The 21786-nt window shown below is 69.2% G+C and carries 24 protein-coding genes; 19 read left to right on the top strand and 5 right to left on the bottom strand.

What is annotated here, in order from left to right:
- Window positions 1-3 precede the first annotated feature (3 nt).
- From A5691_RS13465 to A5691_RS13450, 4 genes are read left to right on the top strand one after another with little or no spacing between them, the layout of a single operon-like run.
- Window positions 4-1632, top strand: coding sequence for an acyl-CoA dehydrogenase family protein (locus A5691_RS13465; protein WP_067753436.1), 1629 nt, complete (start codon window positions 4-6; stop codon window positions 1630-1632).
- Complete coding sequence (locus A5691_RS13460; RefSeq protein ID WP_067753440.1) at window positions 1629-2567, top strand: crotonase/enoyl-CoA hydratase family protein; 939 nt, start codon at window positions 1629-1631, stop codon at window positions 2565-2567. The genes A5691_RS13465 and A5691_RS13460 overlap by 4 nt, the downstream gene beginning before the upstream one ends.
- A gap of 3 nt (window positions 2568-2570) precedes the next feature.
- Window positions 2571-3290: a PaaX family transcriptional regulator C-terminal domain-containing protein gene (locus A5691_RS13455; protein WP_067753444.1), complete on the top strand. Its 720-nt coding sequence runs from the start codon at window positions 2571-2573 to the stop codon at window positions 3288-3290.
- Window positions 3287-4054: a crotonase/enoyl-CoA hydratase family protein gene (locus tag A5691_RS13450; RefSeq protein WP_067783817.1), complete on the top strand. Its 768-nt coding sequence runs from the start codon at window positions 3287-3289 to the stop codon at window positions 4052-4054. Before A5691_RS13455 ends, A5691_RS13450 begins: the two co-directional genes overlap by 4 nt.
- 1 nt (window position 4055) lies before the next feature.
- Here the strand turns inward: A5691_RS13450 and A5691_RS28935 are convergent, their stop codons facing one another.
- The 3 genes from A5691_RS28935 to A5691_RS13435 all read right to left on the bottom strand — a co-directional run bounded on the left by A5691_RS28935 (window position 4056) and on the right by A5691_RS13435 (window position 5757).
- On the bottom strand, window positions 4056-4766 hold the full coding sequence (locus tag A5691_RS28935; RefSeq protein WP_067753541.1) for a DUF732 domain-containing protein: 711 nt from the start codon (window positions 4764-4766) through the stop codon (window positions 4056-4058).
- A gap of 88 nt (window positions 4767-4854) precedes the next feature.
- Complete coding sequence (locus A5691_RS13440) at window positions 4855-5310, bottom strand: DUF3060 domain-containing protein (protein ID WP_369807416.1); 456 nt, start codon at window positions 5308-5310, stop codon at window positions 4855-4857.
- Between the two features lie 78 nt (window positions 5311-5388).
- Window positions 5389-5757: a DUF3060 domain-containing protein gene (locus A5691_RS13435; RefSeq protein ID WP_067753450.1), complete on the bottom strand. Its 369-nt coding sequence runs from the start codon at window positions 5755-5757 to the stop codon at window positions 5389-5391.
- 137 nt (window positions 5758-5894) lie between these two features.
- On the opposite strand from A5691_RS13435, the gene A5691_RS13430 reads away from it, so the two are divergent.
- The 9 genes from A5691_RS13430 to A5691_RS13390 all read left to right on the top strand — a co-directional run bounded on the left by A5691_RS13430 (window position 5895) and on the right by A5691_RS13390 (window position 15013).
- On the top strand, window positions 5895-6539 hold the full coding sequence (locus A5691_RS13430; RefSeq protein ID WP_067753453.1) for a TetR/AcrR family transcriptional regulator: 645 nt from the start codon (window positions 5895-5897) through the stop codon (window positions 6537-6539).
- 269 nt (window positions 6540-6808) lie between these two features.
- The gene (gene rpsL, locus A5691_RS13425) at window positions 6809-7183 is read left to right on the top strand and encodes a 30S ribosomal protein S12 (protein ID WP_007167812.1); all 375 of its coding nucleotides are present in this window, start codon (window positions 6809-6811) and stop codon (window positions 7181-7183) included.
- Entirely contained in the window at window positions 7183-7653 is a 471-nt protein-coding gene (rpsG, locus tag A5691_RS13420; protein ID WP_066999224.1) for a 30S ribosomal protein S7, read from the top strand. Before rpsL ends, rpsG begins: the two co-directional genes overlap by 1 nt.
- A gap of 69 nt (window positions 7654-7722) precedes the next feature.
- Complete coding sequence (gene fusA / locus A5691_RS13415) at window positions 7723-9828, top strand: elongation factor G (RefSeq protein ID WP_073880591.1); 2106 nt, start codon at window positions 7723-7725, stop codon at window positions 9826-9828.
- 109 nt (window positions 9829-9937) lie between these two features.
- Window positions 9938-11128, top strand: a complete 1191-nt coding sequence (gene tuf, locus A5691_RS13410; protein ID WP_007167815.1) for an elongation factor Tu — start codon at window positions 9938-9940, stop codon at window positions 11126-11128.
- A gap of 131 nt (window positions 11129-11259) precedes the next feature.
- A complete protein-coding gene (locus A5691_RS13405; RefSeq protein ID WP_067753456.1) occupies window positions 11260-12015 on the top strand; it encodes a PE family protein in 756 nt (251 codons plus the stop codon).
- An 89-nt stretch (window positions 12016-12104) separates the two neighbouring features.
- Entirely contained in the window at window positions 12105-12941 is an 837-nt protein-coding gene (locus tag A5691_RS13400) for an SHOCT domain-containing protein (protein WP_067753459.1), read from the top strand.
- Window positions 12942-12990: 49 nt separating this feature from the next.
- On the top strand, window positions 12991-13809 hold the full coding sequence (locus tag A5691_RS13395) for a mycofactocin-coupled SDR family oxidoreductase (RefSeq protein ID WP_082950302.1): 819 nt from the start codon (window positions 12991-12993) through the stop codon (window positions 13807-13809).
- 25 nt (window positions 13810-13834) lie between these two features.
- Window positions 13835-15013 carry an NAD(P)/FAD-dependent oxidoreductase gene (locus A5691_RS13390; RefSeq protein ID WP_068017847.1) on the top strand — a complete coding sequence of 393 codons (1179 nt, stop codon included), beginning with the start codon at window positions 13835-13837 and terminating at the stop codon, window positions 15011-15013.
- 3 nt (window positions 15014-15016) lie between these two features.
- On the opposite strand, the gene A5691_RS13385 is transcribed toward A5691_RS13390, so the two are convergent.
- Both A5691_RS13385 and mftR read right to left on the bottom strand, forming a co-directional pair.
- Window positions 15017-16063: a DUF2332 domain-containing protein gene (locus A5691_RS13385; protein ID WP_068017844.1), complete on the bottom strand. Its 1047-nt coding sequence runs from the start codon at window positions 16061-16063 to the stop codon at window positions 15017-15019.
- On the bottom strand, window positions 16060-16656 hold the full coding sequence (mftR, locus tag A5691_RS13380) for a mycofactocin system transcriptional regulator (RefSeq protein ID WP_067753471.1): 597 nt from the start codon (window positions 16654-16656) through the stop codon (window positions 16060-16062). The genes A5691_RS13385 and mftR overlap by 4 nt, the downstream gene beginning before the upstream one ends.
- 98 nt (window positions 16657-16754) lie before the next feature.
- On the opposite strand from mftR, the gene mftA reads away from it, so the two are divergent.
- From mftA to mftF, 6 genes are all read left to right on the top strand, one after another.
- A complete protein-coding gene (mftA, locus tag A5691_RS13375) occupies window positions 16755-16844 on the top strand; it encodes a mycofactocin precursor MftA (RefSeq protein WP_046186817.1) in 90 nt (29 codons plus the stop codon).
- A 4-nt stretch (window positions 16845-16848) separates the two neighbouring features.
- Complete coding sequence (gene mftB, locus A5691_RS13370) at window positions 16849-17121, top strand: mycofactocin biosynthesis chaperone MftB (protein ID WP_067753474.1); 273 nt, start codon at window positions 16849-16851, stop codon at window positions 17119-17121.
- Complete coding sequence (gene mftC / locus A5691_RS13365) at window positions 17118-18284, top strand: mycofactocin radical SAM maturase (RefSeq protein WP_067783447.1); 1167 nt, start codon at window positions 17118-17120, stop codon at window positions 18282-18284. The genes mftB and mftC overlap by 4 nt, the downstream gene beginning before the upstream one ends.
- 3 nt (window positions 18285-18287) lie before the next feature.
- Window positions 18288-19478 (top strand): pre-mycofactocin synthase MftD, encoded by a 1191-nt coding sequence (gene mftD, locus A5691_RS13360; protein WP_068017841.1) that lies wholly within the window; start codon window positions 18288-18290, stop codon window positions 19476-19478.
- Window positions 19479-19642: 164 nt separating this feature from the next.
- On the top strand, window positions 19643-20374 hold the full coding sequence (gene mftE / locus A5691_RS13355; protein ID WP_067753483.1) for a mycofactocin biosynthesis peptidyl-dipeptidase MftE: 732 nt from the start codon (window positions 19643-19645) through the stop codon (window positions 20372-20374).
- The gene (gene mftF, locus A5691_RS13350) at window positions 20371-21783 is read left to right on the top strand and encodes a mycofactocin biosynthesis glycosyltransferase MftF (RefSeq protein WP_067783437.1); all 1413 of its coding nucleotides are present in this window, start codon (window positions 20371-20373) and stop codon (window positions 21781-21783) included. The genes mftE and mftF overlap by 4 nt, the downstream gene beginning before the upstream one ends.
- Window positions 21784-21786 lie beyond the last annotated feature (3 nt).

The raw sequence follows: 21786 nt of genomic DNA, 5'->3' as shown, positions 1-21786 counted from the left end.
GGCATGTCGGATACGCATGTCGTCACCAACCAGGTTCCCCCGCTGGAGAACTACAACCCCGCGACGTCCGCGGTACTCGCCGAGGCCCTGATCCGTGAGGGTGGGGAATGGGGCTCCGAAGAGGTGACCGAGGTGGGCGCGATCGCCGGCGGCGCCCAAGCCCAGCGCTGGGGCGAGCTCGCCGACCGCAACCGGCCCATCCTGCACACCCATGACAAATACGGCCACCGGGTCGACGAGGTCGAGTACGACCCGGCCTACCACGAACTGATGCGCACGGCGATCGCCAGCGGCATCCACGCGGCACCGTGGGCCGACGGGCGCCCGGGCGCCCACGTGGTGCGTGCGGCCAAGATGTCGGTCTGGAACGTCGAGCCCGGCCACACCTGCCCGATCTCGATGACCTACGCCGTCGTCCCTGCGCTGCGCTACAACCCCGAACTCGCGGCGGTCTACGAGCCGCTGCTCACCAGCCGCGAATACGATCCCGAGCTCAAGCTGGCCACCACCAAACGCGGCATCACCGCGGGCATGTCGATGACCGAGAAGCAGGGCGGCTCCGACGTGCGGGCGGGGACGACGCAGGCCACCCCGAACGGCGACGGCACCTACAGCCTCGTCGGTCACAAGTGGTTCACCTCGGCCCCGATGTGCGACATCTTCCTGGTTCTCGCGCAGGCCCCGGGCGGGCTGTCCTGCTTCCTGCTGCCGCGGGTGCTGCCCGACGGCAGTCGCAACCGCATGTTCCTGCAGCGGCTCAAGGACAAGCTGGGCAACCACGCCAACGCGTCCAGCGAGGTCGAGTACGACGGCGCCACCGCATGGTTGGTGGGCGAGGAGGGCCGCGGCGTCCCCACCATCATCGAGATGGTCAACCTGACGCGGCTGGACTGCACCCTCGGCAGTGCCACCAGCATGCGCACCGGCCTGACCCGCGCGATCCACCACGCTCAGCACCGAAAGGCGTTCGGCGCCTACCTGATCGACCAGCCGCTCATGCGCAACGTGCTGGCCGACCTGGCCGTGGAGGCCGAGGCCGCCACCATCGTCGCGATGCGGATGGCCGGCGCCACCGACAAGGCGTTGCGCGGCGACGACCGGGAGGCGTTGCTGCGCCGCATCGGGTTGGCGGCCAGCAAGTACTGGGTGTGCAAGCGCGCCACCCCGCACGCCGCCGAGGCGCTGGAATGCCTGGGCGGCAACGGCTACGTCGAGGACTCGGGCATGCCGCGGTTGTTCCGTGAGGCGCCGCTGATGGGCATCTGGGAGGGCTCGGGCAATGTGAGCGCGCTGGACACGTTGCGCGCCATGGCAACTCGCCCCGAATGCGTCGAGGTGTTGTTCGGTGAACTCTCCGAAAGCGCCGCGGCCGACCCGCGACTGGGCGCGCACGTCGACCGGCTGCGGCAGGACCTGAGCGACCTGGACACCATCGCGCATCGGGCCCGCAAGGTCGCCGAGGACATCTGTCTGGCGCTGCAGGGCTCGCTGCTGGTGCGCCACGGCCACCCCGCGGTCGCCGAGGCCTTCCTGACCACCCGGCTCGACCGTCGGTGGGGCGGCGCGTTCGGCACGATGCCCACCGGGCTCGACCTGGCTCCCATTCTCGAGCGTGCTCTAGTAAAGGGATGACTCACGCGATCAGGCCGGTCGACTTCGACAACCTGAAGACGATGACCTATGAGGTCACCGATCGGGTTGCCCGGATCACCTTCAACCGGCCGGAGAAGGGCAACGCGATCGTCGCGGACACCCCGCTGGAGCTCTCGGCGCTGGTGGAGCGCGCCGATCTGGATCCCAATGTGCACGTGATCCTGGTGTCGGGTCGTGGCGAGGGCTTCTGTGCGGGCTTCGACCTGAGCGCGTACGCCGATCGCACCGGCTCGGCCGGCGGGACCGGCGCCTATGCGGGGACCGTTCTCAGCGGAAAAACCCAGGCGGTCAACCACTTACCCGATCAGCCGTGGGACCCGATGATCGACTACCAGATGATGAGCCGGTTCGTGCGCGGCTTCTCCAGCCTGATGCACGCCGACAAGCCGACGGTGGTCAAGATCCATGGCTATTGCGTGGCCGGCGGCACCGACATCGCGCTGCACGCCGACCAGGTGATCGCTGCCGCCGACGCCAAGATCGGGTACCCGCCGACCCGGGTATGGGGCGTCCCGGCGGCGGGCCTGTGGGCGCACCGGCTGGGCGACCAGCGCGCCAAGCGCCTGCTGTTCACCGGCGATTGCATCACCGGGGCTCAGGCCGCGGAATGGGGCCTGGCGGTCGAGGCGCCGGAGCCCGAAGACCTCGACGAGCGCACCGAGCGGCTGGTGCAGCGGATCGCCGCGGTGCCGGTCAACCAGCTGATCATGGTCAAGCTCGCGCTCAATTCGGCTCTGCTGCAACAGGGTGTGGCCACCAGCAGGATGGTCAGCACCGTGTTCGACGGTGTCGCCCGGCATACCCCCGAAGGCCACGCCTTCGTCGCCGACGCGACCGAACACGGCTTCCGGGAAGCGGTGCGGCATCGCGACGAGCCCTTCGGTGACTACGGCCGCCGCGCGTCACAGGTCTAGCCCATGGCCACCATGACGGCCCGGTCGGTGGTGCTCAGCGTGCTGCTGGGCGCCCACCCGGCGCACGCCCGGGCCAGCGAATTGGTCAGGCTTACTGCGGATTTCGGCATCAAAGAGACCACCCTGCGGGTGGCGCTGACCCGCATGGTGGGTGCCGGTGACCTGATCCGCTCCGCCGACGGCTATCGGCTCTCGGATCGGCTGCTGGCCCGGCAGCGCCGCCAGGACGACGCCATCGACCCGCGGGTCCGCCCGTGGGGCGGGGAGTGGGTCACGCTGATCGTGACCAGCGTGGGCGGCGACGCGCGTACCCGGGCCTCGCTGCGAAACGCCATGCACGGCAAGCGCTTCGGTGAACTGCGCGAGGGTGTGTGGATGCGCCCCGACAACCTGGAGTCCGACCTCGATCCCGAGATCGACGCCCGGGTGCGGGTCCTGCGGGCGCGCGTCGACGACGCCGCCGAACTCGCCACCCAGCTGTGGGACCTGCCCGCGTGGGCCCGGGCCGGTAACCGGCTGCTCGACGAGATGGCCGCCGCGCCGGACATTCCCGCCCGGTTCGTGGTGGCCGCGGCGACGGTGCGACACCTGCTCACCGACCCGGTCCTGCCCGACGAACTGCTGCCCGCCGACTGGCCCGGTGCGCGGCTGCGGGCGGCCTACCACGACTTCGCCACTGAGCTGCTGCAGCGGCGGGAACCACTATTCGCGGAGGCAAAATGAGCGACCCAGTGCGCATCGAACGCAACGGCCCGGTGACGACGGTGATCCTGAACCGGCCGGCCGCCCGCAATGCGGTCAACGGCCCCACGGCCGCCGCGCTGTACGCGGCGTTCGAAGAATTCGACCGCGACGACAGCGCATCGGTCGCCGTGTTGTGGGGCGACGGCGGAACGTTCTGCGCCGGCGCCGATCTGAAGGCCTTCGGCACGCCCGACGCCAACGCCGTGCACCGGACGGGCCCGGGCCCGATGGGGCCGACGCGAATGGTGTTGTCCAAGCCGGTGATCGCCGCCGTCAGCGGCTTCGCGGTCGCCGGGGGTCTGGAGTTGGCCGTCTGGTGCGACCTGCGGGTGGCCGAGGAGGACGCCGTGTTCGGGGTGTACTGCCGCCGCTGGGGCGTGCCGCTGATCGACGGCGGCACGGTGCGGTTGCCGCGGCTGATCGGACACAGCCGCGCGATGGACATGATCCTCACCGGCCGCGGCGTCAAGGCCGACGAAGCCCTCGCGATGGGGCTGGCCAACCGCGTCGTGCCCAACGGCCAGGCGCGGCAGGCGGCGGAGGAATTGGCGGCGCAACTGGCCGCGCTGCCGCAGCAGTGCCTGCGGTCCGATCGACTCTCGGCGTTACATCAATGGGGGACAACGGAATCCGAGGCGATCGACTTCGAATTCGCCAGCATCTCCCGCGTCGCCGCCGAGGCGAACGAGGGGGCTGGGCGGTTCGCCGCCGGCGCGGGCCGGCACGGCGCTCCCGCGGGCTAGCCTACGGCGCGAGCCGCACCCTGCCGGGCGGCGTGGGAGGGGTGTCACCGCCGGCGCCGGGAGGGCCACCCGGTGCGGGAGCCACCGTCGGTCCCTGCTGCGGTCCCGGTTGTGGCTCTTGCGCCGGTGCGGGCGCTTGCGGCCGCGGCGACGGGGCCGCGACGGGCGGGGGCGGCGCCAGGATCTGGGCCGTCGGGGCGGGCGGCGGCGGAAGTTGCGGCGGGTCCGGCTGCGCGGTTTCCCCCGCGGGCAACGGTCCGTACGACGCCAGCCGAACCCCGGCCGGTTGGGCGGTTGGTTCGCTCGAACCGGGTCCGCGATTGGCCACGCCCTGCAGCGAAGCGATCTTCGGCTGGTTGTTCGGGCAATAGGCCTCGACCGAAGCAGAGATGAATCGGGCGATGGTGCGCGCCACGCGATCGGCGGGGTACTGGCCGCCGCCCGGATTGGCTTTGAAGGCCCGTTCCCTCAGGTCGTCGACTACGCCGTCGACCGGCATCCCGCCATCGAGTTGGCGGCAGATCCGGTGTGCCGTGCCGATGAGGCTGGGAATGTTGTCCAGCGCGGGGATTCCCTTTTGGTCGAGCAGTGATACGAACTGGTCGTCGGTCGGGTCGGCCGCCGCCACCTCGTGGGGAAGCATCACGACGCCGGTCAGCACCACGATCGCCGTGACCAGTGCGCCGGCGCGGATGGTGGTGCGGGTGAGCATGGCTGGATTCCGTTCTGCCGGGATCATCATATGCCCCAATCAAAACGCTCGCCTCACGGCGAATGCCCCTGTCAGGGAACGACTACCGTCAGCCGCCCTTGGTGATCGTGTTGCCCGACCCGAGGTTGTCCACCTTGGGCTCACCGTCCTTGTAGGTGATGGTGTTGTTGAATCCGATCACGCTGATCCGCGTGTCGACCTTGTCCAGGGTGATCTTGTTGCTCGCGCCGCCGACGGTCACCGTCGCGCAGGAGCCGGTGATGGTGAGGGTGTTGTCCGAGCCGCCCACGTTCAGCGACTTGCCGCTGGCGCAGTCAAGCGTCGCGGTGGTCCCCATCGACCCGTAGGTGAGCGTGTTGCCGATCTCGACCGACGCGGTGGTGCTGGCCCCGCCCGACTTGGTGGTGGTGGCCGCCCCGGCGCTTGTCGTCGTCGTCGGGCTGCTCTTGGTCGTCGTGCTGGAACCGCCGGGCGGGTTGGCCGTCGAGCTGCAGCCGGCCACCAACACGGCCGCGAGCGCCGGGGCCACGGTGAGCGCGATCAGCCCCGAGGGGCGGTCAAAGATGCGGGCGGACAATGTTCCTCGATTCCCCTGAAGTTGGATGGTGACGTCGTGTCGGGCCTAGCCGGGCACTTGCTGGAGCCGGTTGGTCATGCCCAGTTCGCGGCCGCGGTCCCACAGGACCGGCGCGCCGTTGTGGAAGAACACGGTCTGGTCGTAGCCGTAGACGGTGATGTCGTGCGAGACGGAATCGGCGACGACGGTGTTGGACGAGCCCATCACCGTCACCGCGTAGCAGTTGCCCAGCGCCGTGACGTTGTTGAAGGAGCCGTTGACGAACAGCGTGGCGTCGTTGCAGTCCAGCGTCTGCTGGATGCCCTGGCCGACGACGTGGGTGTCGCCGTTCTTGGCGTGCGCCGCGGGGGCGGGGGTGGCGGCGACGGTGATGACACAGGTAGCCAGCGACCCGGCGACGGTTGTCCAGTGCACTGCGGGCCCCCTTGGTGACGGGTGATCAGCTGGACTGAGATTACGTCCATCCGGCCGTGGCTGAAATAGTTTCGCGACCGGCGTCAACTAGAGTCATTAGTTAAGCACCCCGAACATCCCGAGCGAAGGGCCCCGCCATGGCAGCTCAGCCCGAAACGCCGACGGCGGCCGGGCGCCCGCGCGGGGGGAGGGCCGGCTCCCGCCCGGCCAAGCTGAGCCGCGAGGGCATCATCGACGGCGCGCTGACCTTCCTGGACCGGGAGGGCTGGGACGCCCTCACCATCAACGCGCTGGCGACGCAGCTGGGCACCAAGGGGCCGTCGCTGTACAACCACGTGGACAGCCTGGAGGACCTGCGCCGGGCGGTGCGGATCCGCGTCATCGACGACATCATCACGATGCTGAACCGGGTCGGCGAGGGCCGCGCCCGCGACGACGCGGTGCTCGTCATGGCGGGCGCCTACCGCAGCTATGCGCATCACCACCCCGGCCGCTACTCGGCATTCACCCGGATGCCGCTGGGCGGCGACGACCCGGAGTACACGGCGGCCACCCGGGGCGCGGCCGCGCCGGTGATCGCGGTGCTGTCCTCCTACGGGCTCGACGGCGACGAGGCCTTCCACGCGGCGCTGGAGTTCTGGTCCGCGCTGCACGGCTTCGTGCTGCTGGAGATGACCGGTGTCATGGACGACATCGACACCGACGCGCTGTTTTCGGACATGGTGCTGCGCCTGGCGGCGGGTCTGGAGCGGCGCGTCACCCACGACGGCGTCAGGGGCTAGCTTCGACGGTGTCCGGGGTTTGACCGCCGCTTTGACCTGCAAGACCGGCGGCGGGTATTGTGGAGGCTCGTGCCTGGCGGCTTACGGCGCCTAACCGTAAGGAAGTGGATGCCGGGCGAATTCGCATGTCCACGATGCATCGGATCGTCCTCCGGTGCGCAACGCGTGCGACACACCCGGCCGCGGGGTAGTGCGACCGGGCATAACTGCAGTACGAAGACTTGAGAACCGCCGACAGACGCCCAACACGAACACAGAAAGCCTCCTAGATGCCAACCATTCAGCAGCTGGTCCGCAAGGGTCGCCGCGACAAGATCGCCAAGGTCAAGACCGCGGCCCTGAAGGGCAGCCCGCAGCGCCGTGGCGTATGCACTCGCGTGTACACCACCACCCCGAAGAAGCCGAACTCGGCGCTTCGGAAGGTCGCGCGCGTGAAGCTGACGAGCCAGGTCGAGGTCACCGCCTACATCCCGGGCGAGGGCCACAACCTCCAGGAACACTCGATGGTGCTGGTGCGTGGTGGCCGAGTCAAGGACCTGCCCGGCGTGCGCTACAAAATCATCCGCGGTTCGCTCGACACCCAGGGCGTCAAGAACCGCAAGCAGGCCCGCAGCCGTTACGGCGCCAAGAAGGAGAAGAGCTAATGCCGCGCAAGGGGCCCGCGCCCAAGCGTCCGCTGGTCAACGACCCGGTCTACGGTTCGCAGCTCGTCACGCAGCTCGTCAACAAAGTCCTGCTGGACGGGAAGAAATCGCTGGCCGAACGCATTGTTTATGGTGCGCTCGAACAAGCTCGTGAGAAGACCGGCACCGACCCGGTGATCACTCTCAAGCGCGCCATGGACAACGTCAAGCCTTCCCTCGAGGTGCGGAGTCGCCGCGTCGGTGGTGCGACGTATCAGGTTCCGGTCGAGGTGCGACCGGACCGCTCGGTGACGCTGGCCCTGCGTTGGCTGGTCAGCTTCTCCAAGCAGCGTCGCGAGAAGACCATGGTCGAGCGGCTGGCGAACGAGATCCTGGACGCCAGCAACGGCCTGGGTGCCGCCGTCAAGCGACGCGAGGACACCCACAAGATGGCCGAGGCCAACCGCGCCTTCGCGCACTATCGCTGGTGATCTAGCCGGCGACGGGGCCGGCGCAAACAAGACAGCGAACCAAGCAATCGAAAGAGTGGGAAGACTTCTGTGGCACAGAAGGACGTGCTGACCGACCTGACCAAGGTCCGCAACATCGGCATCATGGCGCACATCGACGCCGGCAAGACGACGACGACCGAGCGCATCCTCTACTACACCGGTATCAGCTACAAGATCGGTGAGGTGCACGACGGCGCCGCCACCATGGACTGGATGGAGCAGGAGCAGGAGCGGGGGATCACCATCACCTCCGCGGCTACCACCTGCTTCTGGAACGACAACCAGATCAACATCATCGACACCCCGGGCCACGTCGACTTCACCGTCGAGGTGGAGCGCAGCCTGCGCGTGCTCGACGGTGCCGTCGCCGTCTTCGACGGCAAGGAGGGTGTCGAGCCGCAGTCCGAGCAGGTGTGGCGCCAGGCCGACAAGTACGACGTTCCGCGGATCTGTTTCGTCAACAAGATGGACAAGATCGGCGCCGACTTCTACTTCTCCGTGCGCACCATGGAGGAGCGCCTGGGCGCCAACGTCATCCCGATCCAGCTGCCCGTCGGCTCCGAGGGTGACTTCGAGGGCGTTGTCGACCTGGTCGAGATGAAGGCCAAGGTGTGGAGCGCCGAGGCCAAGCTCGGCGAGAAGTACGACGTCGTCGACATCCCGGCCGACCTGCAGGAGAAGGCCGACGAGTACCGCACCAAGCTGCTCGAGGCCGTCGCCGAGACGGACGAGGCGCTACTGGACAAGTACCTGGGTGGTGAGGAGCTCACCGTCGAGGAGATCAAGGGCGCCATCCGCAAGCTGACCATCAGCTCGGAGGCCTACCCCGTCCTGTGCGGCAGCGCGTTCAAGAACAAGGGCGTCCAGCCGATGCTGGACGCGGTCATCGACTACCTGCCCTCGCCGCTGGACGTGCCGCCGGCCGTCGGCCACGCGCCGGGCAAGGAGGACGTCGAGGTCATCCGCAAGCCGTCGACCGACGAGCCGTTCGCCGCGCTGGCGTTCAAGGTGGCCACGCACCCGTTCTTCGGCAAGCTGACCTACGTCCGGGTCTACTCGGGCAAGGTCGACTCCGGCAGCCAGGTCATCAACGCCACCAAGGGCAAGAAGGAGCGGCTGGGCAAGCTGTTCCAGATGCACTCCAACAAGGAGAACCCGGTGGAGACCGCGTCGGCGGGTCACATCTACGCCGTGATCGGCCTGAAGGACACCACCACGGGCGACACCCTGTGCGACCCGAACGACCAGGTCGTCCTCGAGTCGATGACCTTCCCGGACCCGGTCATCGAGGTGGCCATCGAGCCCAAGACCAAGAGCGACCAGGAGAAGCTGAGCCTCTCGATCCAGAAGCTCGCCGAGGAGGACCCGACCTTCAAGGTGCACCTGGACCAGGAGACCGGCCAGACCGTGATCGGCGGAATGGGCGAGCTGCACCTGGACATCCTGGTGGACCGCATGCGTCGCGAGTTCAAGGTCGAGGCCAACGTCGGCAAGCCGCAGGTGGCCTACAAGGAGACCATCAAGCGGGCCGCGAACAACGTCGAGTTCACCCACAAGAAGCAGACGGGTGGCTCGGGCCAGTTCGCGAAGGTGATCATCAACCTCGAGCCGTTCACCGGCGAGGACGGTGCGACCTACGAGTTCGAGAACAAGGTCACCGGTGGCCGCATCCCCCGGGAGTACATCCCGTCGGTGGACGCCGGGGCGCAGGACGCCATGCAATACGGTGTGCTGGCCGGCTACCCGCTGGTGAACCTCAAGGTCACCCTGCTCGACGGCGCCTTCCACGAGGTCGACTCGTCCGAGATGGCGTTCAAGATCGCCGGTTCGCAGGTCCTGAAAAAGGCTGCGCAGCAAGCACAACCGGTCATCCTGGAGCCGATCATGGCCGTCGAGGTCACCACGCCCGAGGACTACATGGGCGACGTGATCGGCGACCTGAACTCCCGCCGTGGCCAGATCCAGGCCATGGAGGAGCGGAGCGGTGCACGCGTCGTCAGGGCGCACGTGCCGCTGTCGGAGATGTTCGGCTACGTCGGCGACCTGAGGTCCAAGACCCAAGGCCGGGCGAACTACTCCATGGTGTTCGACTCGTACGCCGAAGTACCGGCCAACGTGTCGAAGGAGATCATCGCGAAGGCGACGGGTCAGTAAAAATCCCCTCGGAGTAATCTTGCCGGGTCATTGCAAAGCCTTGGGCGCGGCACAACTGAAAACACCAACACTGCTTTAACGAGCACCAACAGTCCAGGAGGACAACGAAGTGGCGAAGGCGAAGTTCGAGCGGACGAAGCCGCACGTCAACATTGGGACCATCGGTCACGTTGACCACGGCAAGACGACGCTGACCGCGGCTATCACCAAGGTTCTGCACGACAAGTACCCGGACCTGAACGAGTCCCGCGCGTTCGACCAGATCGACAACGCTCCCGAGGAGCGTCAGCGCGGTATCACCATCAACATCTCCCACGTGGAGTACCAGACCGACAAGCGCCACTACGCGCACGTCGACGCCCCGGGTCACGCCGACTACATCAAGAACATGATCACCGGCGCCGCCCAGATGGACGGCGCGATCCTGGTGGTCGCCGCCACCGACGGCCCGATGCCGCAGACCCGTGAGCACGTGCTGCTCGCGCGTCAGGTCGGCGTGCCCTACATCCTGGTCGCGCTGAACAAGGCCGACATGGTCGACGACGAGGAGCTCCTCGAGCTCGTCGAGATGGAGGTCCGCGAGCTGCTGGCCGCCCAGGAGTTCGACGAGGACGCCCCCGTCGTGCGGGTCTCGGCGCTCAAGGCGCTCGAGGGCGACGCCAAGTGGGTCGAGTCCGTCGAGCAGCTGATGGAGGCCGTCGACGAGTCGATCCCGGACCCGGTCCGCGAGACCGACAAGCCGTTCCTGATGCCGGTGGAGGACGTCTTCACCATCACCGGGCGTGGCACCGTGGTCACCGGTCGTGTCGAGCGCGGCGTGATCAACGTGAACGAGGAAGTCGAGATCGTCGGCATCCGCCCCGCCAGCACCAAGACCACGGTCACCGGTGTGGAGATGTTCCGCAAGCTGCTCGACCAGGGCCAGGCCGGTGACAACGTCGGTCTGCTGCTCCGCGGTATCAAGCGCGAGGACGTCGAGCGCGGTCAGGTCGTCACGAAGCCCGGCACCACCACGCCGCACACCGAGTTCGAGGGCCAGGTCTACATCCTGTCCAAGGACGAGGGCGGCCGGCACACGCCGTTCTTCAACAACTACCGTCCGCAGTTCTACTTCCGCACCACCGACGTGACCGGTGTGGTGACGCTGCCGGAGGGCACCGAGATGGTGATGCCCGGTGACAACACCAACATCTCGGTCAAGCTGATCCAGCCCGTCGCCATGGACGAGGGGCTGCGGTTCGCGATCCGCGAGGGTGGCCGCACCGTCGGCGCCGGCCGGGTCGTCAAGATCATCAAGTAGGTCCAGTTCGCCATAAAGCCCGGATTGCCGAAAGCGGCAATCCGGGCTTTATGCGTTTACCGGGCCTGATGCGGGCGGCTCCGCTACGATTCCGTGATAAGGGAGTCGGGGGAAGACGGCCGGGAGGTTAGATGTCCTTCGTATTCACGACGCCTGAGTACGTCGCCGCCGCGGCGTCGGACCTCGCCAGGATCGGCTGGACGATCACGTCCGCCAACACGATGGCGCTGGGTCCGACGTCGAACGTGCTGGCCCCGGGTGCCGACGAGGTGTCGGCCAGCATCGCGACCCTGTTCGGCGCGCACTCCCAGGTGTACCAGGCGCTCAGCGCGCAGGCCGCGGCGTTCCACCAGCAGTTCGTGCAGCTGATGAACGGCGGCGCGGCGCAGTATCTCGCCACCGAGGCGGCCAACACCTCGCCCCTGCAGAGCGCGGCGGCGCCCGCTTCGATGGCCGCGCAGTTGCCGGCGGTGACGGCCGCGGGTGGGTCGGCGCCGGGCGTGCCCGCGGGACCCGTGGCCTCGGCGATCGCCCCCGCTTCGGCGCTCGCGGGAGCGCAGGCGCAGGCCGGCCAGACGGCGGCCGCCGCCACCGCGGGGCCGGCGGCGATGGCCCCGGCCGCCACACCGGCGACGCCGGTGCGGATGGTGACCCCCGCCTACACCCCGGCCACCGCGACGCAGCCGGCGGCGCCGGCACCGGCGCCGGTGAACCCGCTCGCGACGGCGCCGGCGCAGGTCGAGACGCCGCAGGCCGCCGCGGCGCCCGCGATGCCGGTGTCGACCGGCACGCCGGTCAAGATGGTGTCGGCGCATTCGCCCGTCGGGGCGACGCCCGCGGGGTCTTCGGAGCGCCCGGCGCCGACGGTGATACCCAAGATCGACTGACGCTCGCCGGTTTGCGCGTATGGCGCGCGTGGCGACAGCGCGGAAGCTACCCTGGCACGAAAATCCCCAGCAAGGGTAAGGAGACACTCGTGTTGGCGCGCTATCTCAAGGCACAGTTGATCGTTTTGCTGTGTGGCGGCCTGGTCGGGCCGATCTTCCTGGTCGTCTACTTCACCCTCGGGTTCGGCAGCCTGCTGCAGTGGATGTTCTACGCCGGCCTGCTCATCACCGTGGCCGACGTGCTGATCGCGCTCGCACTGGCCAACTACGGCGCGAAGTCGTCGGCCAAGAACGCGGAGCTCGAGCAGAGCGGCGTGCTGGCGCTGGCCCAGATCACCGGGGTCACCGAGACGGGCACCTGGATCAACAACCAGCAGGTCGTGAAGGTGCACCTGCACATCGCGGGCCCCGGATTCCTGCCGTTCGACAGCGAAGACCGGGTGATCGCCAGCGTCACCCGCCTCGGCAACCTGTCCGCCCGCAAGCTGGTGGTGCTGGTCAACCCGACTACCAACGAGTACCGGATCGACTGGGAGCGAAGCGCTTTGGTCAACGGCCTGGTCCCCGCGCAGTTCACCGTGGCCGAGGACAACAAGACCTACGACCTGAGCGGCCAGGCCGGCCCGCTGATGGAGATCCTGCAGATCCTCAAGGCCAACAACGTTCCGCTGAACCGGATGGTCGACATCCGGTCGAACCCTGCGCTGCGCCAACAGATCCAGGCGGTGGTGCGCCGGGCGGCCGAACAACAGGCGCCGGCCGCCCAGCCGCAGCCGGCCACCGCCGGAGGGCCGGCACCGGTGGTGACGCCCCCGCAACCGTCGATCGCTCAGCGGCTCCAGGAGCTCGAGACCCTGCGCGCCAGCGGCGCGCTGACCGACCAGGAATACAACAGCCGGCGGGCCCAGATCATCTCGGAAATCTGACCGCCGGGCGAGTTAGAACAGGTTTCAGTTCCGCTGCTAGCCTTGCCTCGTGGCTGACTCACTGCAAGGCCGGGTGGCATTCATCACCGGCGCCGCGCGCGCCCAGGGCCGCTCGCACGCGGTGCGGCTCGCCCGCGAAGGCGCCGACATCATCGCGCTCGACATCTGCGCGCCCGCGTCAGAGAGCATCACCTACACGCCGGCCACGCCGGAGGACCTCAACGAGACCGTGCGGCTGGTGGAGGCCGAGGGCCGCAAGGTCTTGGCCCGTGAGGCCGACATCCGCGACGATGCCGCACTGCGCCAGCTGGTGGCCGACGGCATCGAGCAATTCGGCCGGCTCGACATCGTGGTGGCCAACGCCGGGGTCTTGAGCTGGGGCCGGCTCTGGGAGCTCACCGACGAGCAGTGGGACACCGTGATCGGCGTCAACCTGACCGGCACCTGGCGCACGCTGCGCGCGACCGTGCCCGCGATGATCGAGGCGGGCAACGGGGGCTCGATCATCGTGGTCAGCTCGTCCGCGGGGCTGAAAGCCACACCGGGCAACGGGCACTACTCGGCCAGCAAGCACGGGCTCACCGCGCTGACCAACACGCTGGCCATCGAGCTCGGCGAATACGACATCCGGGTCAACTCCATCCATCCGTACTCCATCGACACCCCGATGATCGAGCCCGAGGCGATGATGGAGATATTTGCCCGCCATCCCAGCTTCGTGCACAGCTTCCCCCCGATGCCGTTGCAGCCCAACGGGTTCATGTCGCCCGACGAAGTGGCCGACGTGGTGGCGTGGCTAGCTGGTGACGGGTCGGCCACGGTGACGGGCACGCAGGTCCCCGTCGACAAGGGCGCATTGAAGTACTGATCGGCGATCGTGGTATGAACTCCACGTGACCGCGAGCAAAGGAATAGTGATCGTCGGTGGCGGCCTGGCCGCCGCCCGGACCGCCGAGCAACTTCGCCGGGCGGAGTACGCCGGCCGCGTCACGATCGTCAGCGACGAGGTGCATTTGCCCTACGATCGCCCGCCGCTGTCAAAAGAGGTGCTGCGCAAGGAGGTCGACGACGTCGCCCTCAAGCCCCGGGAGTGGTACGACGACAACGACATCACCCTGCGGCTGGGCGCGGCGGCCACCGCCCTGGACACCGTGGCGCAGACGGTGACGCTGGCCGACGGGTCCGTGATCGGCTACGACGAACTCGTCATCGCGACCGGCCTGGTGCCGCGGCGCATCCCGACGCTGCCGGATCTCGAGGGCATCCGGGTCCTGCGCACGTTCGACGAGAGCATGGCGCTGCGCGAGCACGCGTCCTCCGCGCGGCGCGCCGTCGTCATCGGCGCCGGATTCATCGGCTGTGAGGTCGCGGCCAGCCTGCGCAGCCTCGGCGTGGACGTGGTGTTGGTCGAGCCGCAGCCGACGCCCCTGGCGTCGGTGCTCGGCGAGCGGATCGGCGAGCTGGTCGCGCGCCTGCACCGCGACGAAGGGGTGGACGTCCGTCTCGGCGTCGGGGTGGCCGACGTGCGCGGCGACGGACGGGTGGACACGGTGCTGCTGACGGACGGCACCGAGCTGGCGGCCGACCTGGTGGTCATCGGCATCGGGTCGCACCCAGCGACCGGTTGGCTCGAGGGCAGCGGCGTCGCCGTGGACAACGGTGTGCTCTGCGACGGGGCCGGGCGGACCAGCGCGCCCAACGTGTGGGCGCTCGGCGACGTCGCCTCCTGGCGCGACGCCACGGGACATCAAGCGCGCGTGGAACATTGGAGCAACGTCGCCGACCAGACCCGCGTCGTGGTGCCCGCGATGCTTGGACAGGACTCCTCGTCGTCGGTCGTCGTAGTTCCGTACTTCTGGAGCGACCAGTACGACGTCAAGATCCAGTGCCTGGGCGAACCGGAAGCCACCGACACCGTCCACCTCGTCGAGGACGACGGCCGCAAGTTCCTGGCCTACTACGAGCGAGACGGCGTGCTCGTGGGCGTGGTCGGCGGCGGGATGCCCGGCAAGGTCATGAAGGTGCGCGCGAAGATCGCCGCCGGCGCGCCCATTTCCGACGTGCTGGGCTGAGCCCTAGCGCCACTGCACCGGCGGGCCGTGCGGATGGCATTCGCCGAGAATCTCGAGACCGCCGCCCGGCCAGCGACGCGCCCGCACCAGGAACCGGATCGGCGCGCCGGGCGCGTCGCGCGCCGGTTCCAGCGTGAGGTGGACGAGCGGCGACCGTTCGTCGGCCTGCTCGCCCAGCGCGCTGATCGTGGCGCGGACCGTGTCGCGCTCCTCGTGGCTCAGGTACTGCCACGTGATCGAGTGCCACAGCACCGTCAACGCGCCCGCGGCCAGCGTCAGCCCGGCGACCGCGTCGGCCGCCGATCGGCGCTCCAGCAGCGCGGGCACCCGGCGGGCGACCTCGACGGCGCCGCGCAGCCGCTCGAGCCGCGCGGTCTGATCCGGCCAGACGTAGCTCAACACCGTGAGCTCCCCGTCGGTGGCGGTGACGTCGATGGGTGCGATGTCGAAACCGTGCCGCTCGACGATCCGCACCCCGCCGTCGGGCGGTAGCGCGCCGCGCCACGCGTCCTCGATGGTCACGGGCGAATCGCCCGGGCCCCACTGGCCGTCGGCGAACCGGTAACGGTAATGGTCGGCGCGCAGGTTCAGCCCCGCACTGGAGCCGATCTCGAAAAGCCTTATCGGCAAACCTGATTCACTGTTGGCGCGCAGCAAGCCGCCGATCAGGGCGGCCGATCGGCCGACCTCGTTGGTCTGCGGCGGTTGCCGCAGGGCGGCGCGTAGCGCGTCGGCGTGTTCGGCCGCGACGCCCTCGATTTCCGGCCAGGCGGCCTCGGCGTCCCAGCTGCCTCCGGTGCTGGGGTACCACCGGCGCAATCCCGGTGTCCGGCCGTCGAGCACCAACCGGTGTAACCCGCCGAGCAGGCGCAGCGGCACCGCGAGGGGCGCGGGGTCCTCCTCGTGCCCGGACAGGATCGTTGCGAAGACGCCCCCCGACTCGACGTCGCGGGCCACCAGCTCGAAGAGTTCGCCGTACATCGGGGACCCGGAGCGGGCGCAGAACCGCCCTTGCGCGCGCAGTGTGTGCAGCAGGTGGTCCGCGGTCACCGATCCAGCCCGTCCAACCCGGCGCCGACGACATCGAACGCGTTGCCCAGCGCGGTCGGCAGCGGGACGGACTCGTCGCCGAGCCAGTGCTCGTAGGCCGCCAGCGCCACCCCGAGCATCGTCCAGGCGGCGGTCTGGGGCAGCAGGTCCGTGGTCTTGAGGTCCGACCGGCGGGCCACGAATCCGGCGATCACCTCGCGCCAGCCCGCGTACATCGTCATCGAGTAGGCCTGCAGCTCGGCGGTTTGCAGGATCACCCGCATGCGCTGGCGGTGCCGCGCCGTCTCGGACTCGTCAAAGGTGTTGAACGCCAACAGCGCATCGCGCAGCGCCTGACCCAGCGGCACGCGCGGGTCGACGTCGTCGAGCAGGTCGCGCAGGCGCGCGAGGTGGGTGTCGAAGTCACCCCAGGGGATGGCGTTCTTGGAGGCGTAGTAGCGGAACAGCGTTCGCCGGGAGATGCCGGCGGCCTGGGCGACGTCGTCGACGCTGACGTCGGCGAAGCCGCGGGCGCTGAACAGCTCGATGGCGACGTCGGTGATGTGGTGCGGCGTTGTCGAGCGGCGACGGCCTACCCGCGGCTGCGGCACCATGAGACCCGCCCTTCCATTTCGGCACTCGATGCCATATTCTGACGAAGCTTGTGACTCGATCCCCATCGTTGTCAAGAACCGACGAAAGGCAATGACCCGTGGACCACGAAACCGAGACCGAGACCCAGCTCGTCACCGAGACCCTGGTCGAAGAGGTGTCCATCGACGGCATGTGCGGGGTCTACTGACCCCGTGTTCGACCCCGACCGCGGCTGGCGGTTGCACCCGCAGGTGGCGGTTCGACCCGAACCCTTCGGGGCGCTGCTCTACCACTTCGGCACCCGCAAGCTGTCCTTCCTGAAGAACCGCACCATCCTCACCGTGGTGCGGTCGCTGGCCGACCATGCCGACGTCCATTCCGCCTGCCGCGCGGCGGGGGTGGACGACGCCGGCGAGGCGCCCTATCTGCACGCGCTCGGCGTGTTGGCCGATTCGAAGATGTTGGTACCCCAGGAGGCCCCATGACTGCCACCGTGCCGCGGCTCATCGAGCAGTTCGAGAGCGGCCTGGACGCGCCCATCTGCCTGACGTGGGAGCTCACGTACGCATGCAACCTGGCGTGCGTGCACTGCCTTTCGTCCTCGGGCAAGCGCGATCCGCGAGAGCTCTCCACCCGTCAGTGCATGGACATCATCGACGAGCTGGAACGCATGCAGGTGTTCTACGTCAACATCGGCGGCGGGGAGCCCACCGTCCGGCCGGACTTCTGGGAGCTGGTCGACTACGCGACCGCGCACCACGTCGGGGTGAAGTTCTCCACCAACGGGGTCCGCATCACCGAAGAGGTCGCCGCCCGGCTGGCCGCCAGCGACTACGTCGACGTCCAGATCTCGCTCGACGGCGCCACCGCGGAGGTCAACGACGCGGTCCGCGGTCCGGGGTCCTTCGCCATGGCGGTGCGCGCGCTGGAGAACCTGGCCGCCGCCGGTTTCGCCGACGCGAAGATCTCCGTCGTGGTGACCCGCCACAACGTCGACCAGCTTGACGAATTCGCCGCGCTCGCAAGCCGTTACGGCGCCACCTTGCGGATCACCCGGCTGCGGCCCTCGGGCCGCGGCGCGGACGTCTGGGAGGATCTGCACCCCACGGCCGCCCAGCAGGTTCAGCTCTACGAGTGGCTGGTGGCCAAGGGCGAGCGGGTGCTCACCGGCGACTCCTTCTTCCACCTGGCGCCACTGGGCTCCTCCGGGGCGCTGGCCGGCCTGAACATGTGCGGCGCCGGCCGGGTGGTGTGCCTGATCGACCCGGTGGGCGACGTGTATGCCTGCCCGTTCGCCATCCACGACCGCTTCCTGGCCGGAAATGTGTTGACCGACAACGGGTTCGACAACGTCTGGAAGAACGCCCCGCTGTTTCGCGAGCTGCGGAAGCCGCAGTCCGCGGGCGCCTGCGGCAGCTGCGGGCACTACGACGCCTGCCGGGGCGGCTGCATGGCGGCCAAGTTCTTCACCGGCCTGCCGATGGACGGCCCGGACCCCGAGTGCGTCCAGGGCCACAGCGAGGCGGCGCTGGCCCGGCGGCGCGAGACGCCGCGCCCCCGCGCCGACCACTCCCGGAAGTCCGGCGGCCCGGTACCCCTGACACTGTCTCGGCCGCCCGCCCGCCTGTGCAACGAAAGCCCCGTCTAGACCATGGCCGGCCAATGGTTCGAAACGGTCGCCATCGCGCAGGAACGCGCGAAACGGCGGCTGCCCAAATCCGTCTATTCGTCCCTGATTTCCGCGAGCGAAAAAGGGGTCACGGTCGGCGACAATGTCGCGGCGTTCAGCGAACTCGGTTTCGCGCCCCACGTCGTCGGCGCACAGGAAAAGCGCGACCTGGCGACCACCGTTATGGGCCAAGATATTTCACTGCCGGTGATCATTTCGCCCACCGGTGTCCAGGCGGTCGACCCCGACGGGGAAGTGGCCGTCGCGCGGGCCGCCGCGGCGCGCGGAACTGCGATGGGCCTGTCCTCGTTCGCGAGCAAACCGATCGAGGAGGTCATCGCCGCCAACCCCAAGGTCTTCTTCCAGGTGTACTGGCTGGGCGGGCGGGACGCGATCGCCGAGCGGGTGGAACGGGCCCGTCAGGCCGGCGCGGTCGGCCTGATCGTCACCACCGACTGGACCTTCTCCCACGGCCGCGACTGGGGCAGCCCGCAGATCCCCGAGCAGATGAACCTGCGGACCATCCTGCGGCTGTCGCCGGAGGCGATCACGCGTCCGCGGTGGCTGTGGAAGTTCGGCAAGACCCTGCACCCGCCCGAGCTGCGGGTGCCCAACCAGGGGCGCCGCGGCGAGCCCGGCCCGCCGTTCTTCGCGGCCTACGGGGAGTGGATGGGCACGCCGCCCCCGACGTGGGAGGACATCGCCTGGCTGCGGGAGTTGTGGGGCGGGCCCTTCATGCTCAAGGGTGTGATGCGCGTCGACGACGCGAAAAGGGCTGTGGATGCCGGAGTTTCGGCGATCTCGGTGTCGAACCACGGCGGCAACAACCTGGACGGCACGCCGGCGTCGATCCGGGCCCTGCCCGCGGTGGCCGCCGCGGTAGGCGATCAGGTGGAGGTGCTGCTCGACGGCGGCATCCGCCGCGGGAGCGACGTCGTCAAGGCCGTCGCGCTGGGCGCCCGCGCGGTGATGATCGGCCGCGCCTACCTGTGGGGCCTGGCGGCCGCCGGCCAGGCCGGCGTGGAGAACGTCCTCGACATCCTGCGCGGCGGCATCGACTCGGCGCTCATGGGGCTGGGCCACGCGAGTGTGGCAGACCTCGGCGCGGACGACATCCTGGTGCCGCCCGGCTTCACCCGGGCGCTCGGCGTGCCACCCACCGGGAATGCCTGAGCAGCCAATTACCGATATCCGGGGCAGGCCTATCCGGATGATTGACGCCCCCGCAAACGGTGGTACAAGCGTGGTGCCCGTGACGAACGAGCACAAAATTCGAACGCCCGATGAACCAGCCAGAAAAAAATAGTTTTCACCAGACAACAATTGGTGCACGCCAGGTGAATTCGTCCTACCATCACCGAGTGCCCGTACTCGGCGAATTGGCGATGGCCACATCAGGCCGGCTATCGGGCACCTCGCCGTCGATATTGATCCCGCTCGGGTCCACCGAACAGCACGGTCCGCACCTGCCGTTGGACACCGACACCCGCATCGCCACCGCGGTCGCGCGCGGCGCCCGGGCCGGTCTGGACGGCGACTGGTGGGTGGCGCCGGCCGTCGCCTACGGCGCCAGCGGCGAGCACCAGAGCTTCGCCGGAACGATCTCCATCGGTACCGAAGCCCTGACCGCGTTGCTGGTCGAGTACGGCCGGTCGGCCGCCGACTGGGCCCGGCGCCTGGTCTTCGTCAACGGCCACGGCGGGAACATCGCCGCCCTGACCGCCGCCGTGACCCGGCTGCGGGCCGAGGGCCGCGACGCCGGCTGGTGCCCATGCCTGGCCGGCGGCGGCGATGCCCACGCCGGGCACACCGAAACCTCGCTGGTGCTGCACATCTCGCCAGCCGACGTGCTGACCGACCGGTGGCTCGCGGGCAACAGGGCGCCGCTGCCGGAATTGCTGCCGTCGATGCGCCGCGGGGGAGTCGCCGCCGTCAGCCCCGTCGGCGTGCTGGGGGACCCGACCACCGCGACCGCCGCCGACGGCGAGCGCATCCTCGCCGAGATGGTGGACACCTGTGTCCGTCGAGTGGTCCGCTGGTCGCCCGGGCGCGACGGAATGCTGACATGAGCCAGCCCCGGCTGCCCGACGGCTTCGCCGTCCAGGTCGATCGCCGCGTCCGGGTGCTGGGCGACGGCTCGGCGCTGCTCGGTGGTTCGCCGACGCGGCTGCTGAAGCTGGCGCCGGCCGCCCAGGACTTGCTCTGCGACGGCCGGCTGAAGGTGCGCGACGACGTGAGCGCGCAGCTGGCCCGCACGCTGCTGGACGCCACGGTGGCGCATCCGCGGCCCGCGGGCGGACCGTCGCACCACGACGTGACCGTGGTAATCCCGGTGCGGGACAATCTTTCCGGCGTGCGCCGCCTGGTCAGCTCGCTGCGCGGCCTGCGCGTCATCGTGGTGGACGACGGTTCCTCCCCGCCGATCGAGCCGGCCGACTTCGTCGGCGCGCACTGCGACGTCGAGGTGTTGCGCCATTCGCGCAGCAAGGGCCCGGCGGCCGCACGCAACACCGGGCTGGCGGCCTGCACCACCGACTTCGTCGCCTTCCTGGACTCCGACGTCGCGCCCCGGCGCGGATGGCTGGAGGCGCTGCTCGGGCATTTCTGCGACCCCACCGTCGCCCTGGTCGCCCCGCGCATCGTCGGTTTGTCGCACAGCGAGAACGTGGTGGCGCGGTACGAGGCGGTGCACTCGTCGCTCGACCTCGGCGAGCGCGAAGCGCCGGTGCTGCCCCACAGCACGGTGTCCTACGTGCCCAGCGCGGCGATCATCTGTCGCTGCGCCGCCCTGCGCGGGGTCGGCGGGTTCGACGAGACCCTGCAATCGGGCGAGGACGTCGACCTGTGCTGGCGGCTCATCGAAGCGGGCGCGCGGCTGCGCTACGAGCCCATCGCGCTGGTCGCCCACGACCATCGCACCGAGCTGCGGGATTGGATCGCGCGCAAGGCATTCTATGGCGGTTCGGCCGCGCCGCTGTCCGTCCGCCACCCGGACAAGACGGCGCCGGTGGTGATCTCCGGCTGGGCGTTGATGACCTGGATCCTGGTGGCGTTCGGGACCAGCCTGACCCAGCTGGCGTCTGTCCTCGTCGCCGTGCTCACCGGTCGCCGGATCGCCAGGGCCATGCGGGGCGCCGAGACGTCGATCACCGACGTGGTGCTGATCGCCGGCCGCGGCCTGTGGTCGGCGGCGCTGCAGCTGGCGTCGGCCCTGTGCAGGCACTACTGGCCGCTGGCGTTGCTGGCCGCCACGCTGTCGCGGCATTTCCGACACGTCGTGCTGGTCGCGGCGATCATGGACGGCGTGGTGGACTGGCTGCGCCGCAGGGACGCCGTCGGCGACGACGCCGAACCGATCGGCCTGCTCACCTACCTGGTGCTCAAACGTGTCGACGACCTGGCGTACGGGCTCGGATTGTGGTGGGGTGTGCTGCGGGAGCGCAACCTGCGCGCGCTGAAACCGCAGATTCGGAGCTAGCCG

The organism is Mycobacterium sp. E183, assembly GCF_001667735.1.
Classification (GTDB): domain Bacteria; phylum Actinomycetota; class Actinomycetes; order Mycobacteriales; family Mycobacteriaceae; genus Mycobacterium.
The sequence above is the reverse complement of the archived record's forward strand: the minus strand, read 5'-3'. Positions and strand labels throughout refer to the sequence as shown.

Bases quoted from the DNA above. Each gene is read 5' to 3' on its own strand.
- A5691_RS13465 (WP_067753436.1), top strand. From the start codon at position 4: ATGTCGGATACGCATGTCGTCACCAACCAGGTTCCCCCGCTGGAGAAC.
- A5691_RS13460 (WP_067753440.1), top strand. From the start codon at position 1,629: ATGACTCACGCGATCAGGCCGGTCGACTTCGACAACCTGAAGACGATG.
- A5691_RS13455 (WP_067753444.1), top strand. From the start codon at position 2,571: ATGGCCACCATGACGGCCCGGTCGGTGGTGCTCAGCGTGCTGCTGGGC.
- A5691_RS13450 (WP_067783817.1), top strand. From the start codon at position 3,287: ATGAGCGACCCAGTGCGCATCGAACGCAACGGCCCGGTGACGACGGTG.
- A5691_RS28935 (WP_067753541.1), bottom strand. From the start codon at position 4,766: ATGCTCACCCGCACCACCATCCGCGCCGGCGCACTGGTCACGGCGATC.
- A5691_RS13430 (WP_067753453.1), top strand. From the start codon at position 5,895: ATGGCAGCTCAGCCCGAAACGCCGACGGCGGCCGGGCGCCCGCGCGGG.
- rpsL (WP_007167812.1), top strand. From the start codon at position 6,809: ATGCCAACCATTCAGCAGCTGGTCCGCAAGGGTCGCCGCGACAAGATC.
- rpsG (WP_066999224.1), top strand. From the start codon at position 7,183: ATGCCGCGCAAGGGGCCCGCGCCCAAGCGTCCGCTGGTCAACGACCCG.
- A5691_RS13405 (WP_067753456.1), top strand. From the start codon at position 11,260: ATGTCCTTCGTATTCACGACGCCTGAGTACGTCGCCGCCGCGGCGTCG.
- mftR (WP_067753471.1), bottom strand. From the start codon at position 16,656: ATGGTGCCGCAGCCGCGGGTAGGCCGTCGCCGCTCGACAACGCCGCAC.
- mftC (WP_067783447.1), top strand. From the start codon at position 17,118: ATGACTGCCACCGTGCCGCGGCTCATCGAGCAGTTCGAGAGCGGCCTG.
- mftD (WP_068017841.1), top strand. From the start codon at position 18,288: ATGGCCGGCCAATGGTTCGAAACGGTCGCCATCGCGCAGGAACGCGCG.
- mftF (WP_067783437.1), top strand. From the start codon at position 20,371: ATGAGCCAGCCCCGGCTGCCCGACGGCTTCGCCGTCCAGGTCGATCGC.